This window comes from Kitasatospora sp. NPDC059973 (assembly GCF_042737525.1).
Lineage (GTDB): Bacteria > Actinomycetota > Actinomycetes > Streptomycetales > Streptomycetaceae > Kitasatospora.
In genome coordinates this window covers 1-18,632 of record NZ_JBHWUI010000160.1, presented here as the reverse complement: position 1 = coordinate 18,632, position 18,632 = coordinate 1, and the positions used below count along the sequence as shown (strand labels likewise).

12 protein-coding genes are annotated in these 18,632 nt (G+C 74.3%); 2 read left to right on the top strand and 10 right to left on the bottom strand.

Annotated features, from left to right (window positions below):
• Nucleotides 1-105: 105 nt before the first annotated feature.
• Nucleotides 106-1,518 carry a proline--tRNA ligase gene (gene proS / locus ACFWA9_RS31520; protein ID WP_329489768.1) on the bottom strand — a complete coding sequence of 471 codons (1,413 nt, stop codon included), beginning with the start codon at nt 1,516-1,518 and terminating at the stop codon, nt 106-108.
• Between the two features lie 300 nt (nt 1,519-1,818).
• On the opposite strand from proS, the gene ACFWA9_RS31515 reads away from it, so the two are divergent.
• Nucleotides 1,819-2,619, top strand: coding sequence for a class I SAM-dependent methyltransferase (locus ACFWA9_RS31515; protein ID WP_380391625.1), 801 nt, complete (start codon nt 1,819-1,821; stop codon nt 2,617-2,619).
• Nucleotides 2,620-2,876: 257 nt separating this feature from the next.
• Here ACFWA9_RS31515 and ftsH read toward each other — a convergent pair whose 3' ends face one another.
• The 7 genes from ftsH to ACFWA9_RS31480 form a co-directional block, all read right to left on the bottom strand.
• Nucleotides 2,877-4,796 carry an ATP-dependent zinc metalloprotease FtsH gene (gene ftsH / locus ACFWA9_RS31510; RefSeq protein WP_380391623.1) on the bottom strand — a complete coding sequence of 640 codons (1,920 nt, stop codon included), beginning with the start codon at nt 4,794-4,796 and terminating at the stop codon, nt 2,877-2,879.
• Nucleotides 4,797-4,975: 179 nt separating this feature from the next.
• Nucleotides 4,976-5,518: a GNAT family protein gene (locus ACFWA9_RS31505; protein ID WP_329489765.1), complete on the bottom strand. Its 543-nt coding sequence runs from the start codon at nt 5,516-5,518 to the stop codon at nt 4,976-4,978.
• A 119-nt stretch (nt 5,519-5,637) separates the two neighbouring features.
• Entirely contained in the window at nt 5,638-7,203 is a 1,566-nt protein-coding gene (ffh, locus tag ACFWA9_RS31500) for a signal recognition particle protein (protein WP_380391627.1), read from the bottom strand.
• A 242-nt stretch (nt 7,204-7,445) separates the two neighbouring features.
• Complete coding sequence (locus ACFWA9_RS31495) at nt 7,446-9,986, bottom strand: [protein-PII] uridylyltransferase (RefSeq protein ID WP_380391621.1); 2,541 nt, start codon at nt 9,984-9,986, stop codon at nt 7,446-7,448.
• A 196-nt stretch (nt 9,987-10,182) separates the two neighbouring features.
• Nucleotides 10,183-10,521, bottom strand: coding sequence for a P-II family nitrogen regulator (locus tag ACFWA9_RS31490; protein ID WP_329489763.1), 339 nt, complete (start codon nt 10,519-10,521; stop codon nt 10,183-10,185).
• Nucleotides 10,521-11,873 (bottom strand): ammonium transporter, encoded by a 1,353-nt coding sequence (locus ACFWA9_RS31485; RefSeq protein WP_380391619.1) that lies wholly within the window; start codon nt 11,871-11,873, stop codon nt 10,521-10,523. The genes ACFWA9_RS31490 and ACFWA9_RS31485 overlap by 1 nt, the downstream gene beginning before the upstream one ends.
• 330 nt (nt 11,874-12,203) lie before the next feature.
• Entirely contained in the window at nt 12,204-13,658 is a 1,455-nt protein-coding gene (locus ACFWA9_RS31480; RefSeq protein ID WP_352291641.1) for a hypothetical protein, read from the bottom strand.
• A gap of 632 nt (nt 13,659-14,290) precedes the next feature.
• Between ACFWA9_RS31480 and ACFWA9_RS31475 the strand changes: the two genes are divergently transcribed.
• A complete protein-coding gene (locus tag ACFWA9_RS31475; protein WP_329489760.1) occupies nt 14,291-14,962 on the top strand; it encodes a bifunctional DNA primase/polymerase in 672 nt (223 codons plus the stop codon).
• 127 nt (nt 14,963-15,089) lie between these two features.
• Here ACFWA9_RS31475 and ftsY read toward each other — a convergent pair whose 3' ends face one another.
• Both ftsY and ACFWA9_RS31465 read right to left on the bottom strand, forming a co-directional pair.
• A complete protein-coding gene (gene ftsY / locus ACFWA9_RS31470; protein ID WP_329489759.1) occupies nt 15,090-16,298 on the bottom strand; it encodes a signal recognition particle-docking protein FtsY in 1,209 nt (402 codons plus the stop codon).
• Nucleotides 16,299-16,537: 239 nt separating this feature from the next.
• Nucleotides 16,538-18,632, bottom strand: a 2,095-nt coding sequence (locus tag ACFWA9_RS31465) for an AAA family ATPase (protein WP_380391614.1), incomplete at its 5' end; no start/stop codon positions are given.

Here is an 18,632-nt window from a genome sequence, read left to right as displayed (position 1 = left end):
CCGCTGTCGGTGCGCCGGCGGATCCGCGCGCCGTTCAGTGGGCGGCGCGAGCCGGCCGGTGGACGTGGCCGCTCAGCGGCCGGTCAGCGGCCGATCAGCGACCGATCAGTAGGCGCGGGCCACGATCGCGATGTTGCCGTCCTGGTCGTCCGTCTGCGGCACCGAGCCGTCGGCGGCCACGATGCAGCGCACCGAGACGCCCTGCTCGGCCAGCTTGGCCTCGCCCTCCGGGCCCAGCTCGGCCCAGGAGATCCGGCCCCAGCCGGTGGCGGCGGCCTCGACGGCCTCGTCCAGGTTGGTCACGTCGACCGTGCGGGACTCGCGGCGCTCGCGGGACTGGCGCAGCAGCAGCGCCTGGTCCTCCTCCAGGACACCCGGGAGCAGCTCGGCCAGCGCGTCGATCGAGACCGGCTCCTTGCCGCCGGGGATGCGGCGGGCCAGCATCGCGGTGCCGTTCTCCAGGTCGCGCGGGCCGACCTCGATGCGCAGCGGCACGCCCTTGAGCTCCCAGTCCACGGCGCGGCGGCCGAACGGGGTGTCGGTGCGGTCGTCGACGACCACGCGGATGCCGACGGCCTCCAGCCGGGCGCCGATCTCGCGCACCTTGGCGATGACCGCGTCGTCGCCCTTGATGGCGAGGACGACGGCCTGGACGGCGGCCAGGCGCGGGGGCACCCGCAGGCCGTTGTCGTCGCCGTGGGACATGATCAGGCCGCCGACCATGCGGGTCGAGACGCCCCAGGAGGTCTGCCAGACGTACTCGCGCTCGGCGCCCTGGAGCTGGTAGGTGGTGTTGAACGCCTTGGCGAAGTTCTGGCCCAGCTCGTGGCTGGTGCCCATCTGCAGCGCCTTGCCGTCGCCCATCATGCCTTCGAGGGTGAGGGTGTTGATCGCGCCGGCGAAGCGCTCCTTGGCGGTCTTGCGGCCGAGCACGACGTCGATGCCGAGCACGTTGGTCATGAAGTCGCCGTAGACCTGGGTGTGGATCATCGAGGCGTACTCACGGGCGTCCTCGTACGTGGCGTGGGCGGTGTGGCCCTCCTGCCAGAGGAACTCGGTGGTCCGCAGGAAGACCCGCGGACGCAGCTCCCAGCGGACCACGTTGGCCCACTGGTTGATCAGCAGGGGCAGGTCGCGGTGGCTCTGCACCCACTTCGAGAAGTACTCGTTGATGATGGTCTCGGAGGTCGGCCGGACGACGACCGGCTCGTCCAGCTGCTTGCCGCCGCCGTGGGTGACCACGGCGAGCTCGGGGGCGAAGCCCTCGACGTGCTCCGCTTCCTTGGTCAGGTAGGACTGCGGGATGAACATCGGGAAGTAGGCGTTCTGCGCGCCTGCCTTCTTGATGCGGGCGTCCATCTCCTGCTGCATCCGCTCCCACAGGCCGTAGCCGTACGGTCGGATGACCATGGTGCCGCGCACCGGACCGTTGTCGGCCAGCTCGGCCTTGTTGATGAGGTCCTGGTACCAGCGCGGGAAGTCGTCCGCCTGGGGGGTGAGAACGGGTGCCTTTGCCATGGGGCGAATGGTACGGGGACAAGGGGCCTGACTTCGAATCCGTTCCACGGAACCGGTTCGCGCGCAAGCCGTCCCCTTCCCGCCCGGGCCGGGACGGTGCCCGGGGCGCCCGGCGGCTGAAGGGCGCCCCGGTTCCGCCAGGGGGCGCACGACCGCGACACGCGCGCACCACCCTGCACCCCTCTGGACGCCGCGCCCGAGCCGCTGTTCGCTGGAGTGGGGCGGGACTTTGGGGGAGCCGTAGCAGGACACCGAAGGACCGGATGGGAGGCCGCGATGGCTTCAGCTCGAACGACCGGCATGACCGTACGACCCACAGGCGCACATCCGCACGACCGGCGGGTCGCGGGGGCGTGGCCCGCGCGGGCGCGCGACTGGGCGGAGATCCAGGAACGCATGCTGGTACCGCTCTACGAGGCGGTTTACGCCCGGCTGGAGGTCGGCCCGGCGAGCAGCGTGCTCGGCCTGGGCTGCCGCTCCGGCCTGGCGCTGCTGCTGGCCGCCGGGCGGGGTGCCCAGGTCGCCGGTCTGGAGCCGCACGACGAGCTGCGCGAGCTGGCGCGGGACCGTCGGCTGAAGGTGGGCGCGGGTGCCCGGCCACCGGCGGAGGTCCCCCGCTCGGCCTATTCGCTGGTCACGGTTTTCGAGCAGCTGCCGGGAGCCGCCGATCCGCAGCGCGTGGTGGCCGACGCGGCCCGCCTGACGCTGCGCGGCGGGCACGTGGTGCTGGCCGCCTGGGGCCCGCCGGAGCGCTGCGAGAGCGCGGCCGTCCTGGACGTGGCCCGGCGGATGGCCGGGCGCACCACCGCACGCGACCCGTTCGGGCTGAGCACGCCCGGCGCCCTGGAGGACCTGCTCGGGCCGGCCCGCCTGCGCCCGGCCGGCAGCGGCCGGGTGAGCTGCCCGTTCGCCTATCCGGACCTGGACAGCGCGGTGCGCGGGCTGCTCTCCACAGGCCTCTACGACGCGGCGGCGGAGTTCTCCGGGCTGTCGCTGGTGGCGAAGGAGCTGGAGGAGGCGCTGCAGCCGTACCTGCGGCCGGACGGCTCGGTCCGGATGGAGAACGTGTTCCGGTACCTGATCGCCGACCAGCCGCGGTAGCCCGACCGCCCCCGGAGCGACCGGCCCCGGAGCGGCCGGCCCCGGAGCGACCGGCGAGCGACCGCGTGGACCACAGCGCGACAGAACCGCACCACAGCACCACCGAGCCGCCGAACAGCAAACAGCCGAACCGCCGAGCCGCCGAGCCGCCGAGCCGCCGAGCCGCACCACCGGACAGCCCAGCCGCCGCACCGCCCCACCACCGGAGCCGGAACGGGGGCGCCCGCAGCCATCGCGGACGCCCCCGTTCGGCCGGCTCACGCCTGGTCGAGCGCCTTCCGGGGCACCCCGGCGGCCCGGTACGCCGCCTCCTCGTCCAGCGTCTCGGCCTCCAGCAGCGCGGCCGCCAGCGCGTCCAGCCTGGCCCGCTGCTCGGTCAGCAGCCGCACCGCCTCCTCGTAGCACTCGGCGACGATCCGCCGGGCCTCCTCGTCGACCGCGTCCAGCGTGGTCGGCGCCGCGGAGAGCCCGTACGCGCCCTGCGGGTCGGAGGGGACGGCGGTGAGCCGGCCGACCCGCTCGCTCATCCCCCAGCGGCCGGCCATCCCCCGGGCGATGTTGGTGACCTGCTCCAGGTCGCTCTCCGCGCCGGTGGTGATCACCCCGTAGACCACCTGCTCGGCGGCCATCCCACCGAGCGCGCCGATGATCCGGCCGCGCAGGTAGGGCTCGGTGTACGAGTAGCGGTCGGTCTCGGGGGTGGACAGCGTGACGCCGAGGGCGCGGCCGCGCGGCACGATGGTGATCTTGCGGACCGGGTCGGCGCCGGGCTGGAGCATGCCGAGCAGGGCGTGGCCGCTCTCGTGGTACGCCGTGCGCTCCCGCTCGGCCTGCGGCATGACCAGCGGCCGGACGGCGCCCAGCTGGACCTTCTCCAGCGCGTCCGAGAGGTCCCGCTCCCCCACCGCGTCCTGCTTGCGCTTGACGGCCAGCAGGGCGGCCTCGTTGACCAGGTTCGCCAGCTCGGCGCCGGTCATGCCGGGGGTGACCTTGGCAAGCTGGTGGAGATCGGTGTCCCCGGCCAGCGGGACGGCCCGGGTGTGGATCCGCAGGATGGCCGCGCGGCCGTCGCGGTCCGGCGGGCTGACGGTGATCCGCCGGTCGAAGCGGCCGGGGCGCAGCAGGGCCGGGTCGAGGACGTCCGCCCGGTTGGTGGCGGCGATGACGATGACGCCCTCGGAGCCGGTGAAGCCGTCCATCTCGGTGAGGATCTGGTTGAGCGTCTGCTCGCGCTCGTCGTGGCCGCCCATGCCGCCGCTGCCGCCGCGCTGGCGGCCGATGGTGTCGATCTCGTCGATGAAGACGATCGCGGGGGCGACCTTGCGGGCCTCCGCGAACAGCTCCCGGACCCGGCCGGCGCCGACGCCGACGATCATCTCGATGAACTCCGAGGCCGAGGCGGAGAAGAACGGCACGTCGGCCTCGCCGGCGACGGCCCGGGCGAGCAGGGTCTTGCCGGTGCCGGGCGGACCGGCGAGCAGCACCCCGCGCGGCATCTTGGCGCCGAGCCGCCGGTAGTGCTGCGGGTTCTTCAGGAAGTCGACCACCTCGGCGAGTTCGGCCTCGACCTCGTCGATGCCGGCCACGTCGGCGAAGGTGGTGCGCTTGCCCTGCTCGGCGGTGACCGGCTTGGGCGGGGCCTTGCGACCGAGCGGGCCGCCACCCATGCCGCCGGCCATCCGGCGGGCCAGCAGCACCCAGATCAGGATCAGCAGGAGCATCGGGGCGAGCGAGATCAGCAGGTTGGCGAGGAAGCTGCGCTGCTGGACCACCGGCTTGGCGGTGACCTCGACGCCCTGCTGCTGGAGGGTGGTCCAGAGGCTGTCGCCCGCGAAGGACGGGCGCTGGGTGTCGAACTCGGTGTAGTCGCCCTTTGCGCCGTCCGGCTTGGGCGCCGCACTCTTGAGGGTGCCCTCGATGGAGTCGCCCTTGGAGTAGATCTTGGTGACGTTGCCGTTGTTGAGCTGGTTGTTGAACTCCGTGTAGGAGATCGTCGTCGCGCCGGCGTTGCCGAAGAAGGACAGCAGCAGGTCGGTGATCAGGAACACCACGAGGGCGGTGAGCACGAGGCCGATCCAGCCGCCGGGCATCTTGCGACGGGGCGGCTGCGGGGGTGGGGCACCCTCGGAGCGCCAGGGCTGGTCGGGGGTCCGGCGCGGCGGTACGGGATCGGTCACCTATCGGACAATACGGACATTCATCCGGGCGAGACAGCCGCAACGCCGCGCCCGCACGGCCGCGCCCCGGGCACCCGGGGCGCCCCGGACACCCGCCACGCCGCGCCGCTCACCCCGCCTCGGCACCGCGCCGCTCACCCCGCCTCGGCACCGCGCCGCTCACCCCGCCCCGCGCCGCGCTACTCCCCCGCGCCGGGCCACTCCTCGGCGGTCAGCGCGAACCGCTCGTGGTCCCGCCAGGCGCCGCTCAGGAACAGCATCCGGGGCGTGTACCCCTCGTGCCGGAAGCCGAGCCGCTTGGCCAGCCCGATCGAACGCGCGTTGTCCGGCTGCACGTTGATCTCCAGGCGGTGCAGGCCGAGACCGCCGGCCGTCTGCGGGGCGAAGCAGCGGTCCAGCACCAGCCGCATGCCCTCGCTCATCCGGCCGGTCCCGGCGAACGGCACGTACGAGTCGTAGCCGAGCGCGCCGTTGCAGAACCGGCCCATCACGATGTTGGCGACGTTCACCTTGCCGACCAGCCCACCGGTGGCCTGATCGACGATCAGGAAGGTGCGCAGACCGGCGCCCTGGCGCTCCAGGAGATCGGGGAGCCCGTTCGGCTCGACCGGGTTCCACCGCCCGATGTGCTCGGCGGACCGGCGGACGGCCTCGGCGTACGGAACCTCGTCGTCGGCCCGTGGGGCCCTGATCGTCACTCTCACCCCACCATCATCGGACATGTGAGCGGCCCGCCACCCGGATACCCCGGGTGGCGGGCCGTTCGAAGGCCGACGGCGGCCCCGGACGGTGCCGGGGGCGGGCCGGTGCCGCGGAACCGCGGCAGGACCTGCAGCAGGACCTACAGCAGGTCCTTGAACTCCTTGGGCAGCTCGAAGTCGGACGGGCCCTTGCCCGCGCCGAGGCCGAAGGCGCCGCCCTGGGCCGGCGGCTGGCCGGCGCCCGGGCCGAGCGCGCGGCGCTCGGCGGCCGCGGCCTCCTCCTGCGCGCGCTTCAGCGGGTTGCCGCTCTTGCGCTTGCCCTTGGCGGCCGGGGCCTTCTTGGCGGACTTCTTCGAGCCGCCGCCCATGCCCGGGATCCCCGGCATGCCGGGGATGCCCTTGCCGGAGGCCATCGCCGACATCATCTTGCGGGCCTCGAAGAACCGCTCGACCAGGTTGTTGACCTCGCCGACCTGGACGCCCGAACCCTTGGCGATGCGCAGCCGGCGCGAGCCGTTGATGAGCTTGGGGTCGCTCCGCTCGGCCGGGGTCATCGACTTGATGATGGCGCCGACGCGGTCGACGTCCTTGTCGTCGATGTTGTTGATCTGGTCGCGGATCTGGCCCATGCCGGGCAGCATGCCCAGCAGCTTGGAGATCGAGCCCATCTTCCGGACCTGCTCCAGCTGGTCCAGGAAGTCGTCGAGCGTGAAGTCCTTGCCGCCGCCCTGCAGCTTGGAGGCGATCTTCTCGGCCTCGGCCTGCGAGAAGGTCTGCTCGGCCTTCTCGATCAGCGAGAGCATGTCGCCCATGCCGAGGATGCGCGAGGCCATCCGGTCCGGGTGGAAGGCGTCGAAGTCGTCGACCTTCTCGCCGTTGGAGGCGAACATGATCTGCCGGCCGGTGACGTGCGCGACCGACAGGGCGGCGCCACCGCGGGCGTCGCCGTCGAGCTTGGACAGCACCACACCGGTGAAGTCGACACCGTCGAGGAAGGCCTGCGCGGTGGTGACCGCGTCCTGGCCGATCATCGCGTCGACGACGAACAGGACCTCGTCCGGGTTCACCGCGGCCCGGATGTCGGCGGCCTGCTGCATCAGCTCGGCGTCGATGCCCAGACGGCCGGCGGTGTCGACGACGACGACGTCGTACTGCTTCTGCTTGGCGTACTCGATCGAGTCGCGGGCGACCTGCACCGGGTCGCCGACGCCGTTGCCCGGCTGCGGGCCGTAGAAGGCCACGCCCGCGCGCTCCGCGACCACCTGGAGCTGGTTGACGGCGTTGGGGCGCTGGAGGTCGCAGGCGACCAGCAGCGGGGTGTGCTTCTGCTGCTTCAGCCAGTGGCCGAGCTTGCCGGCGAGGGTGGTCTTACCGGCGCCCTGGAGGCCGGCGAGCATGATCACCGTGGGGCCGCTCTTGGCGAACCTCACCCGGCGGGTCTCGCCGCCGAGGATCGCGATGAGCTCCTCGTTGACGATCTTGATGATCTGCTGGGCGGGGTTCAGGGCGCCGGAGACCTCGGCGCCGAGGGCCCGCTCCTTGACCTGCTTGATGAAGGCCCGCACGACCGGCAGCGCGACGTCCGCCTCCAGCAGCGCGATGCGGATCTCGCGGGTGGTGGCGTCGATGTCCGCCTCGCTGAGGCGGCCCTTGCCCCGGAGGTTCTTGAACGTCGCTGCGAGGCGATCGGAAAGGGTGTCGAACACGTCGTCGCGGGTCCTCTGCGGCATCGGGATCAGTACGGTCGTCGCCCCCAAGGGTATCCGGCCGCCCTGGCAACGGTCTCCACCCCCGGACGAACCGGCCCGGGGGCGCCCGGAGCGGGCGGCTCCGACGGCCGCCCGCAGGCCCCGAGGCCGCCCCGCGAGGGCGGCGACGGCCCGGCGACGGCTCGGCCATGGCGCGGCCGCGGAGCGGCGACGGGCCCCCGGCGGGCGTCGGGGCCCGGTCAGCCCAGCGCCGCCCGGACGGCCTGCGCCACCTCCCCCGCCCGCCGGCCGGAGAGCGGCCGGCCCGCCTGATCGGTCAGGTAGAAGGAGTCCACGGCCTCCGCCCCGAGCGTGCTGACGTGCGCCGTGCGGACCCGGACACCGGCGGCGTCCAGGGCCCGGCCGATCCGGTGCAGCAGGCCGGGGGCGTCATGGGCGCGCACCTCCAGCACCGTCGCCGTCGCCGAGGCCACCTCGGGCGCCACGGCGACCACCGGGGGCGGGGTGGGGATGCCGCGCCGGCGCGGGGCGGCCGCGTCGCGCTCGGCGAGCCGCCGCGAGACGTCCAGCGAGCCGTCCAGCGCCCGGCGCAGGTCGGCCCGGAGCCGGGCCGCCTCGGGCAGCTCGCCGAACTCGGCGGCCACCGTCCAGGACAGCAGCAGCACCGGGCCGGCGCCGATCGGGTCCAGCTCGCGCAGGCCCGCCGAGCGGACGGTCAGCCGGTGCAGGGCCAGCACCCCGGCGACCGTGCCGAGCAGACCCGGCCGGTCGGGCACGGCGAGGGTCAGCCGCACGCCCATCGGCTCGGTGCCCGGCTGGTCGTCCCCGTCGGCCTGGGCCAGCAGCGAGAGCGCCGGACCGCCCGTCCGGGCGGCCTCGACGGCGAGCCGCTCCTGTTCGGCGGTCGGCGCCGCCTCGCCGGCGTGCGAGCCCCACCGGCCCGGGTCGGGCGACGGGTACGCGCCGGCCAGCCGGTCGGCGGCCCGGGCCGCCAGGCCCTCCACCAGCGAGGCCCGCCAGCGGCTCCAGGCGGCCGGGCCGGTGGCGGTCGCGTCGGCCTCGGTCAGCGCGTGCAGCAGCTCCAGCTGCGGCAGGGTGGCGACCACCTTGGTGATCGCCTCCACGGTGGCGGGGTCGTCCGGATCCCGCCGGGTCGCGGTCTCCACCAGCGTCAGGTGGTGGCGGACCAGCACGGCGAGGGTCTCCACGGACTCGTGGTCGAAGCCCATCCGGGCGGCCACGTCGCGGACGATCACCTCGCCCGCCTCGCTGTGGTCGCCGGGCCAGCCCTTGCCGATGTCGTGCAGCAGCGCCGCGACCAGCAGGAGGTCCGGCCGGGCCACCCGGCGGGTCATCGCGGCGGCCCGCACGGCCGTCTCCACCAGGTGCCGGTCGACCGTCCAGCGGTGCACCGCGTTGCGCTGCGGACGGCAGCGCACGCGCTCCCAGTCCGGCAGCAGCCGGGTGATCAGGCCCTCCGCCTCCAGCGCCTCCCAGACCGGCAGGCAGGCCTCCCCGGCGCCGAGCAGGGTGACCAGTTGCTCGCGCGCCTCGTCCGGCCAGGGCACCGGCAGCGGGCGGCACTCGGCGGCCAGCCGGCGGACCGTCGCGTAGGAGATGGTGAGGCCGTTCTGCGCCGCCGCGGCCGCCGCGCGCAGCGGCAGCACCGGGTCGGCGGCCGGGCGGGCCCCCTGGGCGAGCACCGCCTCGCCGTCCTGCTCGACGACGCCCTCGGCGAGCGGCCGGCGCTGGACCGCGCCGCGGGCCACCGCGCCGCCGCCCCGACCGGTGCCGGTGAACGGGAAGGAGAGCCGGGAGGAGCGCCGGCCCCGGGTGGTCCTGGCGGCCAGCACCCGGTCCACCGCCCGCCAGGTGACGTCACTCGCGTAGGCGATGGTCCGCGCGGCCTCGTACACCTGGCGCAGCAGGGTGTCGGCGTCCAGTACGCCGAGCCGTTCGGCGACCTGGTCCTGGTCCTGGAGGCTGAGCCGCTCGGTGGCCCGGCCGGTGACCAGGTGCAGCGCGTCCCGCACGTCCGCCAGCCGCAGGGCGGCGGCGTCCAGGCCGTCGCGCGGGGCGTCGGCCAGCCAGGTGGCGGCGATCGCGTTGAGCGCGACCACGTCGCGCAGGCCGCCGCGGGCCTCCTTGAGGTCCGGCTCCAGCAGGAAGGAGAGCTCGCCGTGGCGCTCGGCCCGCTCGCGGCAGAGTTCGCGCAGCTCGGGCAGGCGGTTCGGGGCGCCGGCGCGCCAGTCGGCGAGCACGGCGGAGCGCAGCCCGGCGGTGAGCTCCCGGTCGCCGGCGATGTGCCGGGCGTCGAGCAGGCCGAGCTGGGCCTTGAGGTCGTCGGCGGCGACGGTCCGGGCCTCGGCGAGGGTGCGGACGGAGTGGTCGAGCGAGGCGCCGGCGTCCCAGACCGGGTACCAGACGCGTTCGGGCAGTTCCGGGTCGAGCGGACCGTCGTGCAGCAGCAGGACGTCGAGGTCGCTGCGCGGGGAGAGTTCGCCGCGCCCGTAGCCGCCGACCGCGACCAGGGCGACGCCGGCCGGGGCGACGCCGGCCGGGGCACCGGCCGCCGCCAGCAGTCCGGCCAGCCACTCGTCGGTGAGCGCGGCCAGCGCGGTGCGGCGGGCGGTTCCGACGAGGCCGGGCGTGTCCAGCAGTCGGGCCCGGGCGGCGCCGTGGTCGGGCGGGCCGTCGTCCCCGGACGGGCGGACGGGGGGAGTCGCGGGAGTCGCGGGCCCGGCGGCGGGCCGGGAGGGCGGGTCGGGCTGCGTGGTCATCGGGGGTCCCCGTCCGTCGTCGTCCGGTCTGAGCGCGCGCTGGTCGAGCGGGCGGCGCCCGGGTCGCGCGAGGAACGCCGATTCGCGCGAGGAGCGCTGATACGCCGTCAGCGGACCCGCGACCACGGGGTGGTCACGGGCCCGCCGGCGGGATCGTGCTGAATGCTAGGCCCTGTCCTGGAGGAAGGGGTCCTGGTCAGAGGGCGTCGGGGCCGCGCTCACCGGTCCGGACCCGCACGGCGGTCTCGACCGGGACGCTCCAGACCTTGCCGTCGCCGATCTTGCCGGTCCGGGCGGCCTTCACCAGGACGTCGATCAGCTGGTCGGCGTCGTCGTCCTCGACCAGGACCTCGATTCTGACCTTGGGTACCAGGTCCACGGTGTACTCCGCGCCCCGGTAGACCTCGGTGTGACCTCGCTGGCGGCCGTAACCGCTCGCCTCGGTGACGGTCAGCCCGTGCACCCCGAAGGCCTGCAGGGCGGCCTTCACGTCGTCCAGGCGGTGCGGCTTGATGACTGCGGTGATGAGCTTCATCAGGCGTCGACCCCGGTCTTCTCGGTGTTCTTCCCGGCGGCCCTGGCGGGCCCGGACGTGGACTCGGCGACCACCGCGGCGGCCATCCTGGCCGGACCGGCCCCCAGCGCGCTGAAGTCGTAGGCGGACTCGGCGTGCTCGGCCTGGTCGATGCCGGCCACCTCGACCTCCTCGGCGACCCGGAACCCGACCGTGCTGTCGATCGCCTTGGCCAGCAGCCAGGAGACGACGAAGGAGTAGGCGGCGACCACGGCCACGCCCATCGCCTGCTTGCCGAGCTGCTCCAGGCCACCGCCGTAGAACAGGCCCTTGGCGGTCTGGCCGACGGTGCCGGTGGCGAAGAGGCCGACCAGCAGGGAGCCGATGGCACCGCCGACCGCGTGCACGCCGACCACGTCGAGCGAGTCGTCGAAGCCGAAGCGGTACTTGAGGCTGATCGCCGCGGCGCAGACGGCGCCGGCGATCAGGCCGATCGCGACCGCGCCGAGCGGGCTGACCGAACCGCACGCGGGGGTGATGGCGACCAGACCGGCCACCGCGCCGGAGGCGGCGCCCAGCGTGGTGAACGCGCCGTGCCGCAGCTTCTCGTAGATCAGCCAGCCGAGCAGCGCGGCCGCCGTGGCCACCTGGGTGTTGACGAAGGCCATCGCGGCGACGCCGTTGGCGGCCAGCGCCGAGCCCGCGTTGAAGCCGAACCAGCCGAACCAGAGCAGCCCGGAGCCGAGCATGACCAGCGGCAGGCTGTGCGGGCGCATCGGGTCCTTCCGGAAGCCGACCCGCTTGCCCAGCACCAGGCAGAGCGCCAGGCCCGCGACGCCCGCGTTGATGTGCACGGCGGTGCCGCCGGCGAAGTCGATCACGCCGTTGCGGTCACCCAGCCAGCCGCCGTTGCCGCCGTCGAAGAAGAAGACCCAGTGCGCGACCGGGAAGTAGACGACGGTCACCCAGAGGGCGATGAACAGGCCCCAGGCGGTGAACTTGGCGCGGTCCGCGACGGCCCCGCTGATCAGGGCCGGGGTGATGATCGCGAACATCAGCTGGAAGGCGGAGAACGCGGTGACCGGGATGGTCCCGGTCAGGTCGTTCAGCCCCACTCCGTGCATCCCGAGGAAGTCCAGGTTGCCGATCAGCCCGGCGCCGGCGTCGGGGCCGAAGCTGAGCGAGTACCCGTAGAGGACCCAGAGCACGCTGACGATGCCCAGCGAGAGGAAGCTCATCGCCAGCATGTTGAGTGTGCTCTTGGCCCTGACCATGCCCCCGTAGAAGAAGGCCAGCCCGGGGGTCATCACCATGACCAGGGCCGCGCAAATGAGCACGAAGGCGGTATCGCCCGCGCTGAAGCCGTCCGGCATCGGCGTCTCCTCATGAATGGAAGCCGCTCCACACCCGGGATACCTGTCCCGTGCCACCCGGGGTGTCGGCGATGGGAGGAGCGTGCCGAAGTCGGGTTTCGACCGATGCGACCCGGTGTTTCGCGACCGTGACGACGGCGACGCGCGGGTTACGCCTACGTGAACCACGGCCGTGCCGCCGGGCCCGGTGGGTTACCGTGCCGCCCCGCGGCACGCGCGGTGCCGGACACACCACCGACCGTGGCGGCGGCGGCCGTCACGGTCGGTGGAGGCTGAGGGGGCCCGGGGGGCCAGGGGGCCAGGGGGGCTGGGGGCGGGCGCCGGTGCGGGTCAGACCACCGAGACGTACTCCGGGATGTCCTGGACCACCCGCTCCTTGAGCCGGCTGATCGCGTCCACCCCGCCGTACCGGGCGGCGGCGGCCTCGGTGGTCTTGCGGACCCTGGAGTTGAGCCGCTCGGAGCGCACCTTGGTGGCGATCTCCACCGCCTGCTCGGCCATCACCACGGCCTGCTCGGGCTCACGCTGCAGCAGGTGCACGCTGGCCATGCCGATCAGGTTGAAGGCGTAGGAGCGGACGTGGTCGCCGTCCTGGCGGAAGAGGTCGACCGCCCGCTCCATGACCGGGGCGGACATCGAGGCGTACAGCTCGGCCCGGTCCGAGTGGTAGGCGAGGTCGCGGAAGGAGTGCGCGTTCTCGGCGTTCAGCTCGGCCGGCGAGAAGAACTTCAGCCAGTCCGGGTCGCCGTCGCCCTCGCGGATGTCGGTGAAGGTGTCCTCGGCCAGCCGGACCGCCCGGGCGCAGCGGTTCACCTCGCCGATGGTGGCGTAGGCGCGCGCCTCCATCGCGTACAGCAGGGCCTGCTGGCGCGGGGTGGCGGTGTCCCGGCTGCCGTACTGGGCGAGGTGGATCAGCTCCAGGGCGTCCTCGCCGCGGTTGAGGTGGATCATCTGGCGGCTCATGTCGGTGAGGATCAGCGCGCCGAACGGGCGGTCGCCGGCCTCCTTGGCGGCGTGCAGGGCCAGCACGTAGTACTTCTGCGCGCTGGGGTGCATGCCGACGTCGTAGGACATCCAGCCGGCCAGGTGGGCCAGCTCGGCGGTGAGCCGGAACAGCCGCCGGGTGGTCTGCTCGGGGTAGGTCTCCTGGAGCAGGTCGGTGACCTCGTGCAGCTGGCCGACGACGGCCTTGCGGCGCAGCCCGCCGCCGTTCTGCGCGTCCCACTGCCGGAACATGACGGTGGTCTGCTCCAGCAGTTCCAGCTCGGGCTCGGAGAGCCGGCCGGTGAACGGTTCGCCGCCGTTGGCGGCGGTCAGGATCGGGGTGGGCGCGCCGTTCGGGCCGGGGGCGAGCCAGCGCTGCATCGGCTCGATCAGCGCGGCGCCGGCCGTCATGGCGAGCGAGGTGCCCAGGAAGCCCCGCCGGTTCAGCATCAGGTCGCTGCGCGAGTAGTCGCTGATCAGCTGGACGGTCTGCGGGGCGCTCCACGGCAGGTCGACGCCGCCGCCGACGGTGGAGACCGGGATGGCGGCCCGCAGCCCGAGGTCCTCGATGGAGACCACGGAGCCGAAGCGTTCGGAGAAGAGCTCCGACATGATCTTCGGGATGGGCTCGCGGGGCTGCTCCCCGTCGAGCCAGCGCCGCACCCGCGAGGTGTCGGTGGACACGTGGTGGGCGCCGATCTGGCGGGCCCGGCGGTTGACCTGGCGGGCCAGTTCGCCCTTGGACCAGCCGCTGCGGGCGAACCACGTGCTCAGCTTCTCATTGGGTTGCTTCTCTGCCATGGGAACGTCCCCATCCCGCCCGGCCCCTGCGGGGCCCCGATCGTGACCGCCCGACGGTTGCGGGCTCTTGCCAGACGTGCTGCTTCTCTTCCGTACCCGAGGTGCTGTCGAGACCGCTGGTCGGACCACTCGTCGCACTGGTGTGCCATCCTCGCGGACGAGCCGTCAGATTCCCCAACTCCCGCCCCCACAGGGCCGGAAGCGGACTCCCCGACGATGTCTGCGTGCTGAACGTAACGCCCCGCACACGGTCCCGGGGAGCGGCCCTGGCGAAACGCCACCTTTCGCCACCCCCAGGAGTGAACCGATCCAAGACCGCACACGCTTCACTGGATAGTCCCGGCGGTCCGGCATATGCGGGCTGCCAAGTCCCCACCGGCACCTCGGCCCCTCACCTGCAACCCACGGCAGCCCCAGGCGAGTTTGCCGCCCACCCCGGTAGACGGCCGCCTCGTGGACACGACGATCCGGCACGGGCACCGCCCCCCACAAGGCGGCGCCCGAGGCGCAGGACCGCAACAGGCGCACGCCATGCGCTGCGCGCCGCTCCCGCACCACGCACGACGCAACGGACAATCAACACAAAGTCACCATCCCGTAACCATCGGCAACGAGAACCTGTTGGGGGAGGCATGGACAACCTGTTCGGCGAACTTCGACTGGGGCACCTGCGGTTGGCCCCGCTGAGCGCACGCCGCCGCACCCGGGTGACCGCGTCCCGGGCGGCCGCGGAGTACACCGGCCGCTGGGGCTGGGCGGTCACCGTCGGCAACCAGGCCGGCCCGGCCGCCGCGGCCCGCTGCCACTGCGGTGCCGCCCGCTGTGCCGCGCCCGGTCTGCATCCGGCCCCCGGCGGCGCACCGGCGGACCGCACCGGCACGAACGTCTCCGTCCTGTTCCCCACCGGCCGCGCCTTCGACGTCCTGGACGTCCCCGAGCAGGCCGGCCTCCAGGCGCTGGTCCGGCTGGAGCGGATGGGCACCCAGGTCGGCCCGGTGCTGGCCTCGCCCACCGGCCGGCTGCAGTTCCTGGTCGCCGCCGGCACCGCCCGGCGGCTGCCCGACCTGCTGTACCGGATGGGCTGGGACGACGCCGCGCTCGACCTCACCTGCCACGGCGAGGGCAGCTACGTCGCCGCGCCGCCGACCGTGCTCGGCGGTCTGGGCCCGGTCCGCTGGCTGCGCCGGCCTACCCGTGACAACGCCGGCTGCCCGCCCGAGGCCCGGCTGCTGCTCGGCACCCTCGCCTACGCCTGCCACCGCGGGCGCGAGCGCAGCGCCGAGCCCGCCTGGCTCGCGTCGTAACCACCCCGCCCGCCGGCCCCGAGGGGCCGCCGCCCGCTCCCCCACCGCGCCGCCCCGGAAGACGCCGGGACACGCCGAAGGGCCCGCCCCGACCGGAGCGGACCCTTCCTCGGACAGCGGCCGGGGTTCAGTCCCCGATCAGCGCGTCCACGAACGCCCCCGCCTCGAACGGCGCCAGGTCGTCGGCGCCCTCGCCGAGCCCGATCAGCTTGACCGGGACACCCAGCTCCCGCTGCACCGCGACCACGATGCCGCCCTTGGCGGTGCCGTCCAGCTTGGTGAGCACGATGCCGGTGATGTCGACCACCTCGGCGAAGACCCGGGCCTGGATCAGACCGTTCTGGCCGGTGGTGGCGTCCAGCACCAGCAGCACCTCGTCCACCGGGCCGTGCTTCTCCACGACCCGCTTGACCTTGCCCAGCTCGTCCATCAGGCCGGTCTTGGTGTGCAGCCGGCCGGCGGTGTCCACCAGCACGGTGTCGGCGCCCTCGGCGATGCCCTCCTTGACGGCGTCGAACGCGACCGAGGCCGGGTCCCCGCCCTCCGGGCCGCGGACGGTCCGCGCGCCGACCCGCTCGCCCCAGGTCTGCAGCTGGTCGGCGGCGGCGGCCCGGAAGGTGTCGGCCGCGCCGAGCACCACCGAGCGGCCGTCCGCGACCAGCACCCGGGCCAGCTTGCCGGTGGTGGTGGTCTTGCCGACGCCGTTGACGCCGACCACCAGCACGACGGCCGGGCCGGCCTCGTGCTTGGTGGAGTGCACCGTGCGGTCGGCGTCCTTGCCGACCAGCTCGACCAGCTCCTCGCGCAGCAGGGCGCGCAGCTCGTCCGGGGTGCGGGTGCCGAGCACCTTCACCCGGGTGCGCAGCCGCTCGACCAGCTCCTGGGTGGGGGCGACGCCGACGTCGGCGGTCAGCAGGGTGTCCTCGATCTCCTCCCAGGTGTCCTCGTCGAGGTGCTCGCGGGAGAGCAGCGACAGGAGGCCCTTGCCGAGCGAGTTCTGCGAGCGGGAGAGCCGGGAGCGCAGCCGGACCAGCCGGCCGGCGGTGGGCTCGGGGACTTCGAGGGCCGGCGCCTGCTCGGCCTCGACCGCCTCGGGAGCCTCCGGGGCCGCCTCGGCCTCGGGGAGCTCGACCTCCTCGACGGTGCGGCGCGGCTCCTCGGTCGGCGGCGCGGCCTCCTCGCCGACCTGGGGCTCCCGCGGGGTCCCGGGCGGCGTGATGACCGGCGGCCGCGCCTTCGGGGGGAGCTCCCGGCGTCGTCTGCCGGAGACGACCAGGCCGGCGACCGCGCCGACGGCCAGCACGGCGATGACAACGGCAAGGATCACGTATTCCACATCAATCTCCTTCTCGGGATCCCACGACAGAGTGATCCTTCGGTCACCGACGCACGGGGCGTCGCCGCCTCCCTTACGCCGACGCGGTGCCGTCCGGCACCGGTCGGGGCTTGGCCGTCATGAGGTCGTCAAGCGGCTGAATCAGAAGCCCCCTCGCGCGCGAGGGGGAGGAGTCACAACCCGTCCAGTATCCGTGATCGGGTCGCCCACGGGCAGCTGCCCCGGCGTCGGCCGGTGGATCACCCGGTCGGACGGGCGGCGGCGGCCGCCTCCCGCTGCCCGGCCGGCTGCGCGAGCGGCCTGCGCCGACGGGCCGGGGGCGCCCCCTCCCGCAGCCGCTGGCTGATCACCTGGGAGATGCCGTCGCCCTTCATGGTCACGCCGTAGAGGGCGTCGGCGGACTCCATGGTCAGCTTCTGGTGGGTGATCACGATCAGCTGGGAGCTCTCCCTCAGCTCCTCCATGATCCCGACCAGCCGGCGCAGGTTGGTCTCGTCCAGCGCCGCCTCCACCTCGTCCATCACGTAGAACGGGCTGGGCCGGGCCTTGAAGATCGACACCAGCAGGGCCACCGCGGTCAGCGAGCGCTCGCCGCCGGAGAGCAGCGAGAGCCGCTTGACCTTCTTGCCCGGCGGCCTGGCCTCCACCTCGACCCCCGTGGTCAGCATGTTGTCCGGATCGGTCAGCACCAGCCGCCCCTCCCCGCCGGGGAAGAGCCGCGAGAAGACGCCCTCGAACTGGGCGGCGGTGTCGTGGTACGCCGAACTGAACAGCTGCTCGACCCGCTCGTCCACGTCCTTGACGATGTCCAGCAGGTCGCGCCGGCTCCGCTTGAGGTCGTCCAGCTGCTCCCCGAGGAAGGTGTGCCGCTCCTCCAGCGCCGCGAACTCCTCCAGTGCCAGCGGGTTGACCTTGCCGAGCTGCTGGTAGGCCTTCTCGGCGGCCCGCAGCCGCTTCTCCTGCTCGGCCCGGTCGTACGGCCGCGGCTCGCCGGGCTCCCCGCCGTCGTCGGGTGCCGGCGCCGGGACGAGCCGGTCCGGCCCGTACGAGGCGAGCAGCTCACCGCCCTCGATGCCGAACTCCTCCAGCGCCCGGGACTCCAGCTGCTCGATCCGCAGCCGCTTCTCGGCGCGCAGCACCTCGTCCCGGTGCCCGGCGTCGACCAGCTTGTCCAGCTCGGCCTTGAGTTCGCGGCCGTGCTCGCGGTGCTCCCGCAGCTGCGCCTCCCGCTCGGCGCGCGCCTGCTCGACGGCGGCCCGTCCGGCGTCGGCGCGGGCCAGCGACACCTCCAGGCAGGCCAGCAGCTGTCGGGCGCCGGCCGCGACGGCGTTCGCCACCCGGGCGTCGTGCTCGGCGCGCTCCCGGCGCTCGGCGGCGCGGGCACGCGCCTCGCGCTCGGTCCGCGCGGCCCGGTCCAGCTGGTCGGCCCGCCCGGCGAGGGCGCGCACCCGCTCCTCGTGCGTCCGCACGGCGAGCCGGGCCTCCAGCTCGGCCTGCCGGGCGCCGGTGGCGGCCGTGGCCAACCGCTGCTGTTCCGCGGCGTCGGGTTCGTCCTCCCCCGCGTCGGCCGACTCCTCGGCGGCCGCGAGCCGTCCGGCCAGCTCCTCGGCGGTGTCGAGCAGGTCGGCCAGCCCCTGCTCGGCGCGACCGGCCGCGGCCGCGAGCCGTTCGGCCTCGCCGGCGGCGGCCCGGGACTGCCCGCCGAGCCGGCCGAGTGCGCCGGCCACCTCGGCCCGCTCGCGCTCCGCCTTCCGCCGGGTGGTGGCCAGTTGCTCCAGCCCGGCGGCCGACTCCCCCCGGAATGCGGTGAGTTCGGCCAGCCGTTCGGCCGACTCGGCGCAGCGGAGGTCCAGTTCGCCGATCGCCCGGGCGGTCTCGTCGACCGCCGCCTGGGTCTCCAGCAGGCTCGGCGCACCGCCCGCGCCGCCGTACGCGAAACCCGCGCCGAGCCGGTCCCCCTCGGCGGTGACCGCGGTCAGCGCCGGGTGCTCCGTCACCAGCCGCACCGCCTCGTCGAGCGAGCCGACCACGGCGACGCCGGCCAGCAGGGCCCGCGCGGCCGGCAGCAACGAGGCCGGGCCGTCGACCAGTTCGGCGGCCCAGCGGGCGGTGGGCGGCAACGGCGGCGTCGGCGCGGCCGGCTCGGGCGCACCGGCGATGAGCAGCGCGGCCCGGCCGGCGTCCGCCGCGCGCAGCAGGCGCAGGGCGTCGGCCGCCGTGCCGGGCGAGTCGACCGCCACCGCGTCCGCGGCGGCGCCGAGGGCGGCCGCGACGGCGCTCTCGTGCCCGGGCGCGATCCGCAGCAACGTGGCTGCCGGGCCGAGCAGCCCGGTC

Coding starts and splice junctions, on each gene's coding strand:
- ACFWA9_RS31495 (WP_380391621.1), bottom strand. CDS start 9,986: ATGACCACGCAGCCCGACCCGCCCTCCCGGCCCGCCGCCGGGCCCGCG.
- ACFWA9_RS31505 (WP_329489765.1), bottom strand. CDS start 5,518: ATGTCCGATGATGGTGGGGTGAGAGTGACGATCAGGGCCCCACGGGCC.
- ACFWA9_RS31515 (WP_380391625.1), top strand. CDS start 1,819: ATGACCGTACGACCCACAGGCGCACATCCGCACGACCGGCGGGTCGCG.
- ACFWA9_RS31475 (WP_329489760.1), top strand. CDS start 14,291: ATGGACAACCTGTTCGGCGAACTTCGACTGGGGCACCTGCGGTTGGCC.
- ACFWA9_RS31485 (WP_380391619.1), bottom strand. CDS start 11,873: ATGCCGGACGGCTTCAGCGCGGGCGATACCGCCTTCGTGCTCATTTGC.
- ACFWA9_RS31490 (WP_329489763.1), bottom strand. CDS start 10,521: ATGAAGCTCATCACCGCAGTCATCAAGCCGCACCGCCTGGACGACGTG.
- proS (WP_329489768.1), bottom strand. CDS start 1,518: ATGGCAAAGGCACCCGTTCTCACCCCCCAGGCGGACGACTTCCCGCGC.
- ACFWA9_RS31480 (WP_352291641.1), bottom strand. CDS start 13,658: ATGGCAGAGAAGCAACCCAATGAGAAGCTGAGCACGTGGTTCGCCCGC.